Annotated in this window: 7 protein-coding genes; 5 read left to right on the top strand and 2 right to left on the bottom strand. The window is 71.6% G+C overall.

From position 1 onward, the window contains the following. Window positions 1–202: 202 nt before the first annotated feature. The 5 genes from CAP_RS05915 (at window position 203) to CAP_RS05895 (ending at window position 10,568) form a co-directional block, all read left to right on the top strand. On the top strand, window positions 203–1,771 hold the full coding sequence (locus tag CAP_RS05915) for a TolC family protein (RefSeq protein WP_044237089.1): 1,569 nt from the start codon (window positions 203–205) through the stop codon (window positions 1,769–1,771). Continuing rightward, window positions 1,768–3,528, top strand: a complete 1,761-nt coding sequence (locus CAP_RS05910; RefSeq protein ID WP_044237087.1) for an efflux RND transporter periplasmic adaptor subunit — start codon at window positions 1,768–1,770, stop codon at window positions 3,526–3,528. The genes CAP_RS05915 and CAP_RS05910 overlap by 4 nt, the downstream gene beginning before the upstream one ends. After that, window positions 3,525–6,884: an efflux RND transporter permease subunit gene (locus CAP_RS05905; protein WP_044237075.1), complete on the top strand. Its 3,360-nt coding sequence runs from the start codon at window positions 3,525–3,527 to the stop codon at window positions 6,882–6,884. Before CAP_RS05910 ends, CAP_RS05905 begins: the two co-directional genes overlap by 4 nt. Before the next feature lie 116 nt (window positions 6,885–7,000). Then, the gene (locus tag CAP_RS05900; RefSeq protein WP_044237073.1) at window positions 7,001–8,647 is read left to right on the top strand and encodes a serine/threonine protein kinase; all 1,647 of its coding nucleotides are present in this window, start codon (window positions 7,001–7,003) and stop codon (window positions 8,645–8,647) included. Between the two features lie 82 nt (window positions 8,648–8,729). Further along, window positions 8,730–10,568: a PEGA domain-containing protein gene (locus tag CAP_RS05895; RefSeq protein WP_231511150.1), complete on the top strand. Its 1,839-nt coding sequence runs from the start codon at window positions 8,730–8,732 to the stop codon at window positions 10,566–10,568. Between the two features lie 242 nt (window positions 10,569–10,810). On the opposite strand, the gene CAP_RS05890 is transcribed toward CAP_RS05895, so the two are convergent. Together CAP_RS05890 and CAP_RS53335 are read right to left on the bottom strand one after the other, a co-directional pair. After that, window positions 10,811–12,628, bottom strand: coding sequence for an OmpA family protein (locus CAP_RS05890; RefSeq protein ID WP_044237068.1), 1,818 nt, complete (start codon window positions 12,626–12,628; stop codon window positions 10,811–10,813). 62 nt (window positions 12,629–12,690) lie between these two features. Further along, on the bottom strand, window positions 12,691–16,419 hold the full coding sequence (locus CAP_RS53335; protein WP_052374257.1) for a thrombospondin type 3 repeat-containing protein: 3,729 nt from the start codon (window positions 16,417–16,419) through the stop codon (window positions 12,691–12,693). Between the last annotated feature and the right edge of the window lie 65 nt (window positions 16,420–16,484).

Here is a 16,484-nt window from a genome sequence, read left to right as displayed (position 1 = left end):
GCGCCTCGCGTCTGCGCCGTCACCTCTGACCTACCGGGCTGCGTGCAGCGTGCGCTGCGCGGCGCTCGGGCGTCGGTGGTCCTCCAGGCTGCGCGCGGGTCTTCCCGCGGGGCACCGAGGAGGAGCGCGGCGCTCGCCAGCCGCCCGTCGGACGCGCTGCCCGTCTGCCCTGGACCCCGGGTTCGGTGCGGTGAGGTGGACGATGGTGAAGGACACGTGCGTGCAGCGGGGGATGCTGGCGGCAGGGCTCGGGATCGCGGCGCTCGCGGCTGCAGGGTGCGTCTCGGGGACCACGCGGGACACGCTGGAGGCGGCGGAACGGGCAGCCTCGCCCGCCGCGGTGGCAGCGCTCGCGCGCGCGCAGCGGTCGCCCGTCGCGGTGGGCGGCGGTGAGGACGCGCGCGCGCAGCGGAGCGCCGGTGGTGCAGGAACCGCTACGGCGCCAGGACGCGGCGCGGGGGCCCGGGGTGAAAGCGCGGACGGTGCGGACGGTGCGGACGGTGCGGAGGACGCGGCACTCGGGCGGGAGCTCGGGCGGGAGGTGGAGCTGGCGCGTCTCCAGGAGGTGGCGCTCCGGCGGCACCCGGAGATCGTCGCGGCGGCGCACCGGGTGAAGGCGCTCGCGCTCGGGGCGCGGTCGGAGGGGAGCCTGCCCTCGCCGGAGCTGATGGCGGAGCTGTGGCAGGTGCCGCTCGCGCGGCCCTGGGCCGTGAACGACGCGGGGATGCTGATGCTCTCGGTGACGCAGGAGATCCCGGCGGCAGGGTCGCTCGACAGGGCGGCGCAGGCGATGGCGCTGGAGGCGAAGGCGGGCGCGGCGATGGTGGCCGAGGCGGCGCGGGAGCTGTCGCGGGAGGTAGGGCGGGCCTACGCGATGTACGTGGAGGCCTCGGCGCGGCACCGGGCCCACGGGGCGCACGCGGGCATCTACGAGCAGATGTCGGCCGCGGCGCGGGCCCGGTACACGGCGGGGGGGCCGGCCGCGGATCTGGTCAAGGCGGAGCTGGAGAGGGCGCTGCTCGAAGCGGATCTGGCGCGGGAGCAGGGGCGGCTCGACGCGGCGCGCGCGGCGCTGAACGCGCTGCTCCTGCGGGCGGTGGACGCGCCGCTCGGGTCCCCGAAGGAGGTGGCGCCGATGGGGACGCGGCTCTCGCCCGCCGATGCAGCGGCGCTGGCAGCGTCGCGCAGCCCGACGGTGGCGGCGGCGGAGGCGATGAAGGGCGCGGCGGCGCAGCGGGCCGAGGCCGCGGACAGGGAGGCGACGATCCCGTCATTCCTGGTGGGGCTGAGCTACTTCCATCCAGTCGGCGGGATGCAGGCGGGGTGGGGCGCGTCGGTGGGGATGTCGCTGCCCTGGCTGTGGGGGAAGGGGTCGCGCAAGGCCGAAGGCGAGGCGGCGAAGGCGCTGGGCGAGGCGGCGTCGGCGCAGGCGGCGCGGTCGCGGGCGCGGGGAGGCGCGGCGGAGGCGGTGATCGCGGTGCAGGAGGCGGGCAGGAGGCTCGTGGCGCTGCGCGACGGGGCGCTGCCCGTGGCGCGGCAAGCGATGGAGACGGCGCGGGCGGGCTACGCGGCGGGCGGGTCCGACTTCCTGATGTGGCTCGACGCGGCGCACGCGGCGCTGGAGGTGGAACTCGACATCACCGAGGCGCGGGGAGACCTGGAGCGGGCCTTCGTGGAGCTGGACTTCGCGGTGGGCGGCAAGGCCCCCCGGGCGCCCTTGCCGGCGCTGGTCCGCGACCGCGCCCACGGGGCGGCAGGAGGTGGGCGATGACGCAGGAGGACGAGCCGGGAGCCCTCAAGCGCGGGGCATCGCGCGAGGAAGGCGGGTGCGAGGAGGGCACGGTCGAGGAGCGCTCGCGCGAGCCTGCGCCCGAGGAGCACTTCCACGAGGGGGAGGAGGCGCCGCCGCGCGGGGTGAAGGGGATGGCGGTGGTGCGCTGGGTGCTGCTCGCGGTGATGGCGCTCGCCGCGGTGGCGTCGGTGGTGAGCTACGTGGCGCCGAAGCTCGGGTGGATGGAAACGGCGCAGGCGGCGCAGTTCTACTGCCCGATGCATCCGCAGATCACCTCGGACAGGCCGGGGGAGTGCCCGATCTGCCACATGGCGCTGGAGCCCATCCCGGAAGGGCGAAAGCAGGGGAGAGGCGCGACGGGCGCATCGACGACGTCGACGACGTCGACGCACGCGCACGGCGCGGGGCAAGGTGAGACGCACGGGTCGGGCGCGCACGGGTCGGGCGCGCATGGGTCGGATGCGCATGGGTCGGGTGCGCACGCGGCGGCTGCGGCGACGGTGACCCCGCCGGAGACGGGGTTCTGGTGCCCGATGCACCCGGAGGTGCGGAGCGAGACGCCGGGCGCGATCTGCGAGAAGTGCGGGGGAATGGTGCTGGTCCCGGTGCCGACGCGGGAGGAGCGAGAGGCGGCGGCGCGGGAGGCGCTGCGGAAGCCACCGCAGGGCACCACGGAGGTGACGGTGGCGCTCGACAGGGCGCAGGCGATCGGGGTGCGCACGGCGCGGGTGGAGAAGGCTGGGCGCGGGGGGACGCTGCGGGTGACGGCCGCGGTGGAGGCGCCGGAGCAGGGGCGGGCCGAGGTGAACGTGCGCGCCGAGGGGTTCGTGGAGGCAATCCGGGTCAAGCAGACCGGGGTGAGAGTGAAGGCGGGTGAGCTGCTCGCCTCGGTGTACAGCCCGGAGATCTTCCAGGCGCAGCAGGAGCTGCTCGCCATGAAAGCATTCGGGGGCCTGCCGAGCATGTCGGGCGCGGCGGGGGTGGCGGGTGTGGCTGGCGTACCGGGCATGTCGGGCAAGCCGGGTACGGGTGACGGTCACGCCGCCGCGGTGAGCCCGCCGCTCGCGGCGGCGCGGAAGCGGCTGGAGCTGCTCGGGCTCGGGGCGGCGACGGTGACGCGCATCCTGGAGAAGGGGGAGCCGGTGCGGGCCGTCGGGGTGTCGTCGCCGATCAGCGGGTACGTGGTGCGGAAGAACGTGGTGCTCGGGTCGCGGGTGACGCCGGAGGCGCCGCTGTTCGAGGTGGTGGATCTGGCGCAGGTGTACATCATCGCCAGCGTTCACCCGAGCCAGCTCGCGGGGGTGCGGGTGGGGGACAGGGCGACGTTCACCACGCCGTCCTTGCCGGGGAAGCGGTTCGAGGCGCGCGTCGACCTCGTGTACCCCGACGTGGATCTCGCGACGCGCTCGGCGCGGGTGCGGTTCCAGGTGGAGAACGCGGAGCTTGCGCTGCGGCCCGGGCAGTTCGGGATGGCGGAGCTGCACGCGGGAGAGGGGGAGACGCTGACGGTGCCGCGGGATGCGGTCGTGGACACGGGGCGCGCGGTCTACGTGTTCGTGGTGAAGGAGGGGGGGCGGTACGTGCCGCGCGCGGTGACGCTGGGGCCGGAGGTGGGGGAGCGGGTGGTGGTGACCGAGGGGGTCACGGAAGGGGAGGAGGTGGTGGCGCGGGCGACGTTCCTGATCGACGCGGAGAGCCGGCTGTCGGCGTCGCTGAGCGGGGAGGCGCCGCGATGATGGGGTGGATCATCGCCTGGTGCGCGAAGCACCGGGGGTTCGTGATCGCCATGTTCGCGCTCCTCGCGATCGGGGCGGAGGCGGCGCGGCGACGGCTGCCGCTCGATGCCATCCCGGATCTCTCGGATCCGCAGGTGATCGTGTTCACGGAGTGGATGGGGCGGTCGCCGACGCTCGTGGAAGACCAGGTGACGTACCCCATCGCGAGCGCGCTGCTCGCGGCGCCGAAGGTGACCGACGTGCGCGGCTTCTCCATGCAGGGGATGTCGTTCGTGTACGTGCTCTTCGAGGAGGGGACGGACGTGTACTGGGCGCGGTCGCGGGTGCTGGAGTACCTGAGCGCGATCCAGCAGCGGTTGCCGGAGGGGGTGTCGCCCGCGCTGGGGCCCGACGCGACGGGCGTGGGCTGGGTGTACCAGTACGCGGTGGTGGACAGGTCGGGCCGGAAGGACGCGGCGGACCTGCGCGAGCTGCAGGACTTCACGCTGCGCTACGCGCTGGAGAGCGTGCCGGGGGTGGCGCAGGTGGCGGCCGTGGGCGGGTTCGAGCGGCAGTACCAGGTGACGCTGGATCCGGAGCGGCTGCGGGCGTTCGGGGTGACGTTCGAGGAGGTGGCGGGGGCGGTGCGGCGGTCCAGCTCCGAGGTGGGGGGGCGGGTGCTCGAGCTGGCAGGGCGGGAGTACGCGGTGCGGGGGCGGGGGTACGTGGGGAGCGTGGAGGACCTCGGGGCGATCGTGATCCGGTCGAGCGCCGAGGGGTCGAGCGTGCGGGTGAGGGACGTGGGGGCGGCGCGGATCGGGCCCGACGCGCGGCGAGGGGCGGCGGATCTCGATGGGCTCGGGGAGGTGGCCGGCGGGATCGTGGTGATGCGCTACGGGGAGAACGCGCTGGAGGTGATCCAGCGGGTGGAGGCGAAGCTCGACGAGCTGCGGCGCGCCTTGCCGGAGGGGGTGGAGATCGTCACCACCTACGACCGGTCGGGGCTCATCGAGCGCTCGGTGGACACGCTGAAGCGGGCGCTCGTCGAGGAGATCGCGGTGGTCAGCGTGGTGATCGTGCTGTTCCTGCTGCACTTCCGGAGCGCGCTCCTGCCCATCGTCAGCCTGCCCCTGGCGGTGCTCCTGGCGTTCGTGCCGATGTGGTGGCTCGGGGTGCCGTCGACGATCATGAGCCTCGGGGGGATCGCGATCGCCATCGGGGCCACGGTGGACGCGGAGATCGTGATGGTGGAGGCGTGCCACAAGCGGCTGGAGCACGCGCCGAAGGATCTGTCCCCGAAGGAGCGGGCGAAGCTGCTCGCGAAGGCGGCGGAGGAGGTGACGCCGGCCATCTTCTCGTCGCTCCTGATCATCGCGGTGTCGTTCATCCCGGTCTTCGGGCTGACGGGGCAGGCAGGGCGGCTGTTCCGGCCGCTCGCGTACACGAAGACGTTCGTGATGCTGGCGGCGGCGGTGCTGTCGGTGACGCTGGCGCCGGCGCTGCGGGACCTGCTCTTGCGCGGGAAGATCCGGCCGGAGTCGGAGCACCCCATCTCGCGGGCGGTGATCGCGGTGTACCAGCCCTTCGTGTACGTGGCGCTGCGGCGGCCGATCACCACGGTGCTGATCGGCGTCCTGGCGGTGGTGTCGGCGATCCCGGTGGGGCTCCGGCTCGGGAGCGAGTTCATGCCCAACCTGAACGAGGGCGATCTGCTGTACATGCCGACGACGCTGCCGGGGATCTCCATCGAGGAGGCGAAGCGGCAGCTCCAGCGGCAGGACGCGATCCTGAAGAGCTTCCCGGAGGTGAAGACGGTGCACGGGAAGGTGGGGCGCGCGGAGACGGCGACGGATCCGGCGCCGCTGTCGATGGCGGAGACGGTGATCCAGCTCCACCCGCGCGAGGCCTGGCCGAAGGTGCCAGAGGCGCGGTGGTACTCGTCGTGGGCGCCGGAGGGGGCGAGGCGCGTGCTGGGGAAGGTGTGGCCGGAGGAGCGGCCAGAGACCTGGGAGGAGCTGGTCGCGAAGCTGAACGCGGCGATGCAGCTCCCGGGGTTCACGAACGCCTGGACGATGCCCATCCGGGCGCGGATCGACATGCTCACCACCGGGGTGCGGACGCCGGTGGGGGTGAAGGTGTTCGGGCACGATCTGCACGCCATCGAGCGGGTGGGGAAGCAGGTGGAGGCAGCCGTGGGGCGGGTCGCGGGGACGCGGAGCGTGCTCTACGAGCGGTCCCTCGGCGGAGCCTACGTGGACATCACGCCCGACCGGGCAGCGCTCGCGCGCTACGGGCTTTCGGTGGAGGACGTGCAGGCGGTGATCGAGGGCGCGATCGGGGGCGAAGTCGTCGCCGGGACGGTGGAGGGGCGGGGGCGGTTCACGGTGAACGTGCGGTACAAGGAGGACTTCCGGTCGTCGCCCGGGCGGCTGCGCGAGGTGCTGGTGCCGCTGCCGGAGCGGGCCGGGGCCGAGGCGGCGACGCGCGGGGGAGAGGGCGCGGGAATGGGGGCGCCGGGGGCGGGAGCAGGTGGAACGGCGGGGATGGGGATGAGGACGATCCCGCTCGGGGAGGTGGCCGAGGTGGCGGTGGTGGAGGGGCCGCCGATGATCCGCGACGAGGCAGGGCAGCTCGTGGGCTACGTGTACATCGACGTGGATCCGGCGCGGGACATCGGGGGGTACGTGGCCGATGCGCGGGCGGCGGTGGGGGCGGCGATGGACCGGGGAGAGCTCACGCTCGAGGGGGGGATGTACCTGACCTGGACAGGTCAGTACGAGCTGCTGGAGGAGATGCGGGAGCGGATGTCGATCCTGGTGCCGCTCGCGCTCGCCATCGTGGTGGTGCTGCTCTGGGTGCAGTTCCGGAACGTGACCGAGGTGCTGATCGTGCTCCTCTCCATCCCGTTCGCGCTGGTGGGGAGCGTGTGGCTGCTCTACCTGCTCGATTACCGGCTCTCGACGGCGGTGTGGGTGGGGATCATCGCGCTCCTGGGGCTCGCGGCGCAGACGGGGATCGTGATGATCGTGTACATCGATCAGGCGTTCTTCCGGCGGCTGCGCGCGGGGAGGATCCGGGACCTGAACGACATCATCTGGGCGCACATGGAGGGGACCGTGATGCGGGTGCGGCCGAAGCTGATGACAGTCTCGACGATGCTGATCGGGCTGACGCCGCTCCTCTGGGCCGAGGGGAGCGGGGCCGACGTGATGAAGCGCATCGCGGCGCCCATGGTGGGGGGGCTGCTGACGAGCGCGTTCCTGACGCTGGAGATCATCCCGGTGGTCTACACATGGTGGCGGTACGCGCAGCTCAAGGAGGCCCAGAGGACGGGGAGGCCGCTCGCGGAGGTGGTGGGGCTGCGCGAGGCGGGGTGAGGAGCCTCGACGTCATTCCCCGTCAGGGGGGCACTCCAAGCCTGGACTCAGGGGATCGCGCACCCTGGTCATGTTGCCCCTGAGAGACCGTTCCGGTAGAGTGGACCACAATTACCGTGATCGGCACTACCCTCGACGGCAAGTACCAGATTCGCAAGCTCCTCGGTGAGGGCGCGATGGGTTCGGTCTACGAGGCCGAGCACACGGCCACGGGCCGGCGCGTCGCGGTCAAGGTCATCAGCTCCGCGGACCTGACCAAGGATCCCAAGGTGGTGAGCCGCTTCCAGCGCGAGGCGCGGGCGGCGGGGGCGATCGAGACGCAGCACATCACCCAGGTGCTCGACGCGGGCGTGGACCGCGAGAGCAACCTGCCATTCCTGGTGATGGAGTACATGGTCGGCGACGACCTCATGGCGCTCATCAAGCGCGTGGGGGCGCTGTCGCCGGACCTCGTGCTGCGCATCGGGGCGCAGGCGTGCCTGGGGCTCCAGAAGGCGCACGCGGCCAACGTGGTGCACCGCGACATCAAGCCGCACAACCTGTTCCTCGCGCGGCGCGAGGCGGGTGAGGTGGTGGTCAAGCTCCTCGATTTCGGGATCGCCAAGGTCAAGATGGACCAGGCGCACGACACGGAGAACGCCGAGCTGACCCGCACCGGGAACCTGCTCGGATCGCCGCTCTACATGTCGCCGGAGCAGGCGCGCGGTCAGAAAGAGATCGATGCGCGCACGGACATCTGGTCGCTCGGGGCGGTGATGTACCAGGCGCTCACCGGGCGCACGCCGTACCACCACATCAACGCGCTCGGGGAGCTGATCATCTCCATCTGCTCGGTGCCGCCGCCGCCCGTGCAGGACTTCGCGCCGTGGGTGCCGCCGGAGGTGGCGGCGATCGTCCACAACTGCCTGCAGCAGGATCCGGGGCGCCGCTACCAGAGCGCCGATCAGCTCCTCGCCGCGATCCGGGCGCTGCTTCCCTACGGGTGGGCGATCCAGGAGGAGATGCTGATCTCGCTGCAGGACAGCATGCGGCAGCAAGCGGCGCCGCGGCTGCCCCTGAGCATGCCGCCGCCCCGGCCCGAGATGAGCTCGTCACCAGGGCTCGTGTCCGGGCCGCCGAGGGGGTCGTCTCCGGCGCTGGGCTCGTCGCCGGGGCTGGGCTACGCGCACGCGGGGGCGACCACCACCGAGGCGCTCACGCAATCGCAGGGGCTCGCGCCCGCGAAGTCGTCGAAGGCGCCGCTGGTGATCAGCCTGGTGGCGCTGGCGACGGTGGTCGTCGGGGGGCTCCTGCTCTTCTCCCGCACCGAGCCGCAGCCCGCGCAGACGGCGCCCCCGCCCGCGCAGACGCAGGCGCCCGTGGCGGCTCCGAAGCCCGAGCCGACCCCGACGCCCGCGCCCACGCCCACGCCCGAGGTGGAGGCGAAGCCGCGGCGGGTGCGGCTCACGGTGGAGCCCAAGGACGTGACTGTCGTGGTGGAGAGCAACGGCGTGCCGGTGAAGGACGTCGACTTCCGCAACGGGCTGCTCGAGTTCAACGGGGTGCTCGGCGGCGAGTACCGCGTGAAGCTCTCCAAGGCGAAGAACGAGTCCGTCGAGACGGTGGTGATGGGCGAGTCGGGGCCGAACCCGCCGCGGCTGGAGCTGCGGCCGCCGGGAGCACCGAAGCCCGCTGCCACGGCGACGCCTGGCGGGGCTGCGCCGGCGCCCGCGCCCAAGCCTCAGGGCGGCGTCATCGAGGATACCGGCGAGTTCGGCAACTGAAGGGCAGGGTCCAGGAACGGTGCGCGACGCGAGACGCCCCCGGCGCAAGGTGAGCGTTCACTCCACGAGGATCCTGGGCGCCGTGCTGTCGGCGTCCCTGGCTGCCGGGCCTGCGCTCGCGCAGCCTGCAGGGCCCGCCGCGTCCCCGCAGGGGGCACCACCCCCACAGGCGGCGCCTCCGCCGAAGACACCTCCCCCGACGGCGTCGCCATCCGCGGCGCCTACCGCGCCCACCACGCCCACCACGCCCGCCGCTCCGGCGTCCGACGGGACGCCCGCCGATGGGGGGCCGATCATCACGGAGGAGATCCGGCAGGAGGCGCGGTCGCACTTCCAGCGGGGTCTCTCGCTCTTGCGCGAGGAGGCGTGGGCGCCGGCGCTCGCGGAGTTCCTGCTCTCGCGCAAGCTGTTCCCCACGCGCGCCGCGACCAACAACGCGGCGATCACGATGCGCAAGCTGCAGCGGTACGACGAGGCGCTCGACATGTTCGAGACGCTGCTGCGCGACTTCCAGGTCCCCGACGCGGAGCGCGCGGCGGCGCAGCGGGAGCTCTCGGAGCTGCGGGCGCTGGTGGGGACCATCGACGTGGCGGGCGCGGAGCCCGGGGCGTCCATCGTGGTGAGCGGCGAGGATCGCGGGGAGTACCCGCCCGTGAAGCCGCTGCGCGTGGCCGCGGGGACACACCTCGTGCGGGTGGTGAAGGAAGGCTACGAGCCGTTCGAGGGGCGGGTGACGGTGGCCGGGGGGCAGGTGGCCTCGGTCACGGCGAAGCTCCGCAAGCTCTCGGCGTCGGGGCAGCTCCGGATCACCGAGCGCACCGGCAAGTCGGTCGAGGTGCTCGTCGACAACGTGGTCGTGGGCCGCACGCCCTGGGAGGGGAGGCTCGGGGTCGGCGACCACATGGTGGTGCTGCGCGGCGAGGGCAAGCTCGGCTCGCAGCCCACGCCAGCGCGGGTGAAGTCCCAGGAGCTGACCAGCCTGGCCCTGGTGGCCGAGGAGCTCGACGCATCGCTCCGGGTAGATCCCACGCCGCCGGGGGCGAGCGTGTGGATCAACGCCGTCAACGTGGGCAACGGGGTGTGGATCGGGCGGCTGAAGACGGGGTCGCACCGGGTGGAGGTCAAGGCCGAGGGGTTCGTGCCGGTGGTGCGGACGGTGGCGCTCGCGAAGGGGCAGCGCGAGACGGTGACGGTGACGCTGGAGCGCGACGAGGACGCGGCGCTCTGGAAGAAGCCTGCCAGGGTGACGTTCGACGTGAGCTCGTCCTTGCTGCTCGCGCCGACCTTCAGCGGCGACGCGGCGGCGGGGTGCGGGAGCGAGTGCTCGCGCTCGGTGGGCCTCGGGGCGCTGAACTTCCTGCACGGTGGCTACGAGCTGGGCTCGGGGCTCGGCTTCGGGCTGGAGGCAGGGATGCTGGTGGTGGCGCAGCAGGTGACGGGCCGCTCGGCGACCTTCACCCCGAACGGGCTCGGGCCGCAGAGCGGGACGGCCGACGACGCGCTGCGGCTGACGGGGTTCCTCGGCGGGGCGACCGTGGGCTACCACCTGGGCGAGCGTTTCCCGGCGCTGTTCCGGCTCGGCGTGGGCGTGATGGCAGGGCAGATGCGCGACGAGCGGCGAGGACACTTCCGGACCTCGGGCGGGGACACGTTCGACGTCGATCCCGTCGCCGATTTCCAGTCCGCGACCTACTTCTACGTCGATCCCGAGGTGCGCGTCGGCGCGCGCTTCGCGCAGCACTTCGAGGTGAGCGCGGGAGTGCAGGCGCTCCTGCTGATCGCCGCGAGCCAGCCGCGGTGGAACTCGTCGATCGAGCTCGGAGCCTCCACGGATGGAATCGGGCGCTACCCCGACGAGACGCTGATGGGCGAGTTCGTGTTGATGATCGCGCCCGGCGTCAGCCTCCGTTACGACTTCTAGTACTGCGTACCCTAAAGCAGGGGCCTATCGGCCCCTACGCTCCCGATGGTCGCTACCCCCGTTGCCAGCGCAAAGCGAGGTGGCAAAGCACCGGGGCGCGCACAGGAAACCGCGGGCTGGTACGGCGTTCTCGAAGGCCGCTCTGATCCTTGGCTCTTCGATGTACGGTGGCATCGGGGGTAGCGACCATCGGGAGCGTAGGGGCCGCAGGCCCCTGATCCAGGGTACGCAGTACCGCAGTACTAGCGTTGGGAGCGCTTGGTGATCATGAACTGGACGCGGCGGTTCTTCTGGCGGCCGGTGCGGACGCGGTTGTCGCCGAGGGGCTTCTCGAAGCCGTAGCCCTTGGCGATCAGCTTGCTTTCGGGGACGCCGGCCTGGACGAGCCACTTGCGCACGGCGTCGGCGCGCTGCTGGGACAGGTCCAGGTTGTATTGCTCGGTGCCCTCGTCGTCGGTGTGGCCCTGCACTTCCACCTGCTCGATGCTCGGGTCTTGCTGGATGGCGTCGCGGACCTCGTAGAGGATCTCGTCGGAGATGCGATCTACGGTCTGCCAGCGCTCCTTGCCGTTCATCACGAACTGGATGGGACGGGAGGTGACGATCTCGGACTCGGTCACCCGCACGAAGCGCTTGCAGCCGTTGAGCTTGGGATCGGGGTCGGGGACGCCTTTCTCGTTGGGGCAGGCGTCGGCGCCGAACTTCACCCCGTCGCCGTCGGGGTCTTCGGGGCAGCCGTTGTACCGTTTGTCGGAGGTGCGGGCGCCGGGCACGGTGGGGCAGGCGTCGCTGTCGTCGGGGACGCCGTCGTTGTCGCCGTCGGGGGGGCAGCCCATCTTCTCGGGGTCGTCGCTGGAGACGCCGGGGGTGGTCTTGCAGGCGTCGACGCCGTCGTGGAAGCCGTCGCCGTCGGTGTCGCCGGGGCAGCCGTTCCGGGTGATGTCGCCGCTGCGCTCGCCAGGGGTGGTGGGGCAGGCGTCGTCGACGTCGAGCACCCCGTCGCCGTCGCGATCTGCGGGGGGGCAGCCATCCTTCGTGGGGTCGGGGGAGGGCTGGCCCTTGGTGTCGGGGCAGGCGTCGATGCCGTCCTGGATGCCGTCGTCGTCGCGGTCGGGAGGGCCGGGCGGGGGGCCGGCGGGCTTCGCGGCGGCGCGCTCGGCGGGAGGGGCCCAGCCGAGGAGGCCGATGGCGCGGAGGGAGGGGGTGCCGACGGCGCGGGTGAGGCCGGGGCCGGCGGCGGCGCCGAAGGTGAGGCCGCGCAGGACGCGGAGCTTGGCGCCGATGAGGAGCTCGGCGGTGGGCTCGGCGGCGGTGCGGGTGTCGGGCGTGGCGGAGAGGCGGAGGTCGCCGCCGCCGAGGGGCGCGGTGCCGTAGACCTCGGGGCCGATCTGGAAGGTGTCGCCGCCGAGGAGGAGGCCGACGCCCGCGCCGAAGGTGGCCACGTGAGGGTTGCCGGCGCCGGTGAGTTCGACGCCGCCGGAGGCGGTCCAGGCGAAGCCGACGCTGGAGCCGGCGCGGCCTCCGAGGCTGAGGTGCGGCGCGCCGCGGACGGCGCCCTCGCCGGTGTACTGCGCCGCGTTCCCGGTGGGGGCGAAGACGTAGCCGCCGAGGCCGAGCTGGAAGGGGCCGGCGTCTTCGCCGAGGAGGCGCACGCGGAGGCCGAGGCGGAGATCGCCGACCTGCGGGGCTTCGAGGGCGGTGAAGGTGATGCCCGGCAGGCCGGGGTCGTTGCTGGACTGGAGGACCGCGAGGGGCATGTCCACCGAGAGGAGGACGCGGTTCCAGAGGGCGAGCGAGGCGTCGACGCGGAGGAAGGCCTGGCCGGCGACGACGTCGACGTCCTCGGTGCGCAGGTGGATGGGCTGGGCGCCGTAATCGAAGGCGATGTAGGCGCGGGGCTCGAGGTGCCCGGGGGCCGCGGGGGAGGGGACGCCGAAGAAGACGTCGCCTGCGGGCGTGGGGTCGAGCTGGTCGAGGGCGAAGCCCTGCGCCTGCGCGCCGGCCGTCGTCGCCAGCAGCGCGGCGGCGGTGGCCGTCGCCGCGAGGGAAGAGGGCTTCATGGAAGGAGCACCTTAGCGAGGGCGCGTGAGGCGGGGCAACAAGGTGATGCGCAGCGCGAGGGTCACGCGGCGCGTTCTTCGTCGTCGGTGGTGTCGCCGGTGGTGTCGCCGGTGATGGGGGTGAGGTCGGCAGGGGAGCCGGTCGCGGGGCGTGACCGAGGATGGCTGCGGCCACCACGGCCACCACGGCCACCCTGTCCACCGCGGCTGCCGCGGCCACCACGGCGAAGCGCGAGCGCCGCGACGAGGAGCAGGCCCCATCCGGCGCGCGTGTTCGGACCGTCGGCGAAGCTGCAGTTGCAGCCGCCCTCGAACTCGGGGGGCGTCACGCCACCCGAGGAGGTGCTGGTCGTGGTGGCGGGCGCGCCCCCGGCGCCGCCGGTGCCCTCCGGGGTGCAGGCGTCACCCACCCCGTCTGCGTCGTCGTCGGCCTGGTCGGCGTTGGCGATCTCGGGGCAGTTGTCGCAGGCGTCGCCGAGCCCGTCGTCGTCGCCGTCGACCTGCGCGCCGCCTGGCTGATCCGGCGCGTTGGCCACGTCGACGCAGTTGTCGCAGGCGTTGCCGGCGCCGTCGTTGTCGGTGTCGGCCTGGTCTGCGTTCGCGACCGCGGGGCAGTTGTCGGTGGCGTCGACGATGCCGTCTTCGTCGGTGTCGATGTAGTCGGGGTCGCAGACGTCGCCGAAGGCGTCGCCGTCGTCGTTGGTCTGATCGGGGTTGGCGACGAGGGGGCAGTTGTCGGTGGCGTCGAGGATGCCGTCGCCGTCGTCGTCGGTGTCGCAGGCGTTGCCGTCGCCGTCGCCGTCGGTGTCGAGCTGGTTGTCCTCATCGGCGCCGTTGGCGTTGAGGGGGCAGTTGTCGTCGACGTCGAGGACACCGTCGTTGTCATCGTCGGCGTCGCAAACGTCGCCCTGCGCGTCGCCGTCGTTGTTCTCCTGGCCGGGGTTCGGGTCGCTCTGGCAGTTGTCGTCGACGTTGTCCCAGCCGTCGCCGTCGTCATCGACGCCGTCCTCGCAGTCGTTGCCGATGCCGTCGCCGTCGGTGTCGGTCTGGGTGGGGTTGCTGACCTCGCGGCAGTTGTCGGTGGCGTCGAGCACGCCATCGTTGTCGCTGTCGGTGTCGCGGAAGTCAGGGGTGCCGTCGCCGTCGGTGTCGAAGGGCTCGGTGTCGAGGTCGGTGTCGCCGGCCTCCTCGATGTCGGGGACCCCGTCGTTGTCGCTGTCGGGATCCAGCGCGTCGATGAGCGCGTCGCCGTCGGTGTTGTTGAGGGGGTGGTTGGGGTTCCCGACGTTCTCCACCTCGTCCGTATCGAGGATGTTGTCCCCGTCCGTGTCCACGCTGAGCGGGTCGGTGCCGAGCAGCGCTTCCTGCGCGTCGGTCAGGCCGTCGCCGTCGTCGTCAGTGTCACAGACGTCGCCGAGGAGGTCCTGGTCCTGATCCGCCTGGTCCGTGTTGATGGAGAACTGGCAGTTGTCGAAGGGGGCGTACGGGGTGGTGTACGGCGGGGCGACCATGAAGTCGAGGATGCCGTCGTTGTCGTCGTCGGTGTCGCAGACGTCGCCTTGCGCATCGCCGTCGTTGTTGCGCTGGTTGTCGTTGGGCAGGACCGACGCAGAGGGTCCGTTGGCGATGAACTGGCAATTGTCGAAGGCGCCCGCGTTGACGGGCACGTTGTAAGGCGCCGAGGCGAGGAAGTCGAAGACGCCGTCGTTGTCGTCGTCGGTGTCGCAGACGTCGCCCATGCCGTCGTCGTCGTTGTCGGACTGGTTGTCGTTCGGGAGCGCCGAGGCGGCGGGGCCGTTGGCGATGAAGTGGCAGTTGTCAGTGGTATCGAGGACGCCGTCGTTGTCGTCGTCGGTGTCGCACAGGTCGCCCTGCGCATCCCCGTCGTTGTTGGCCTGGTTCGTGTTGGCGGTGAACTGGCAGTTGTCGAAGGGGGCGTACGGGGTGGTGTACGGAGGGGCGACCACGAAGTCGAGGACGCCATCGTTGTCGTCGTCGGTGTCGCAGACGTCACCCTGCGCGTCGCCGTCGTTGTTGAGCTGGTTGTTGCCCGGCAGCACGGACGCTGCAGGGCCGTTGGCGATGAACTGGCAGTTGTCGGTGGTGTCGAGGACGCCGTCGTTGTCGTCGTCGGTGTCGCAGGAGTCACCCTGGGCGTCGCCGTCGTTGTTGGCCTGGTTCGGGTTGACCACGAACTGGCAGTTGTCGAACGGGTCGTAAGGCGCGTAGGGCGCCGTGGTCTGGAAGTCGAGGATGCCGTCGCCGTCATCGTCCGGATCGCAGACGTCACCCTGCGGATCGCCATCGAAGTTGCGCTGGTTGTCGCCGGGGTTGACCGAGGCGGCAGGGCCATTGGCGATGAACTGGCAGTTGTCGACGACGTCGAGCACGCCGTCGTTGTCGTCGTCGGGGTCGCAGGAGTCGCCGAGCGCGTCGCCGTCGTTGTTGTCCTGGTTGGCCTGGAAGACGTCGGGGCAGTTGTCGGTGGTGTTGGGGAAGGTATCGCCGTCGCGGTCCGAGTCGCAGGAGTCGCCGAGGCCGTCTCCATCGAGATCGGTCTGGCTCTGGTTCGTCACCGTGGGGCAGTTGTCGCAGGCATTGCCGAGGGTGTCGCCGTCGCCATTGAGCTGGTTGTTGTTCGGCGTGGCGACGCAGTTGTCGCAGAGATCGCCCACCAGATCGCCATCGCTGTCGAGCTGGTTGGCATTGGCGACGAAGCGGCAGTTGTCACAGAGGTCACCGAGACCATCCCCGTCGCTGTCGATCTGGCCAGAGTCCGAGGTGCCTGGACAGATGTCGCAGACGTTGCCGACGCCGTCTCCGTCAGTGTCGAGCTGGTTGGGATTGCTGATGCTGGCGCAGTTGTCGCAGACGTTGCCTCGGCCATCCCCATCGGTGTCGTTCTGGTCCGAGTTCGAGGTCGTAGGGCAGTTGTCGCAGACGTTGCCGCGCCCATCGGTGTCCCCGTCCTCCTGGCCCGGGTTGGTGACCGTGGGGCAGTTGTCACAGGCGTCCCCGAAGGTGTCCGCGTCGCTGTTGGTCTGGGCAGCGTTCGAGGTGGTCTGGCAGTTGTCACAGGCGTTGCCGACGCCGTCGCCGTCACTGTCGTTCTGGTTGGCGTTGGAGGTGGTAGGGCAGTTGTCACAGACGGTGCCGACGCCGTCGCCGTCGCTGTCGTTCTGGTTCTGGTTGGTGACGGTGGGGCAGTTGTCGCAGACGTCTCCGAACGTGTCGCCGTCGCTGTTGGTCTGGGTGGGATTGATGTCAGCCGGACAGTTGTCGCAGACGTCGCCGACACCGTCGCCATCGACGTCGGCCTGGCTCTGGTTGTTGACGAAGGGGCAGTTGTCGCAGGCGTTTCCGTAGTTGTCGGTGTCGCTGTTCGCTTGATCGTTGTTCGCCGTCAGCGGGCAGTTGTCGAGGCCATCCGCGATCCCATCGCCATCGTCGTCGAGATCGCAAGTGTCGCCTTGCCCATCCCCGTCGGTGTCGGTCTGGCTCGCGTTGGACTGCAACGGACAGTTGTCGCAGACGTCGCCGACAAGGTCCCCATCGAAGTCCTGGTTGTTTGGATTGGATAGGGTCGGGCAACGGTCGCAGGCGTCGCCGAACGAGTCCCCGTCGCCGTTGGCCTGGCCTGGGTTGGGGACGCTGGGGCAGTTGTCCGTGGCATCCGGGATGGAGTCGCCGTCAGCATCCTGCGCCCAGGCGATGCTCGGCGCGAGGGCCAGGAAGAAGAAGGCACAGCACGCCATGAGCACGACCAGGAGTCTGCGGAGAGCGCGCCCCATGAGGAGTCGGGCTTTCAAGTTCGAGCGTGTCATCGCGGGTTCTCCGGATCCTTGGGTCGCACTCA

The sequence above is a fragment of the Chondromyces apiculatus DSM 436 genome (genome assembly GCF_000601485.1).
GTDB classification, from domain to species: Bacteria; Myxococcota_A; Polyangia; order Polyangiales; family Polyangiaceae; genus Chondromyces; species Chondromyces apiculatus.
The sequence above is the reverse complement of the archived record's forward strand: the minus strand, read 5'-3'. Positions and strand labels throughout refer to the sequence as shown.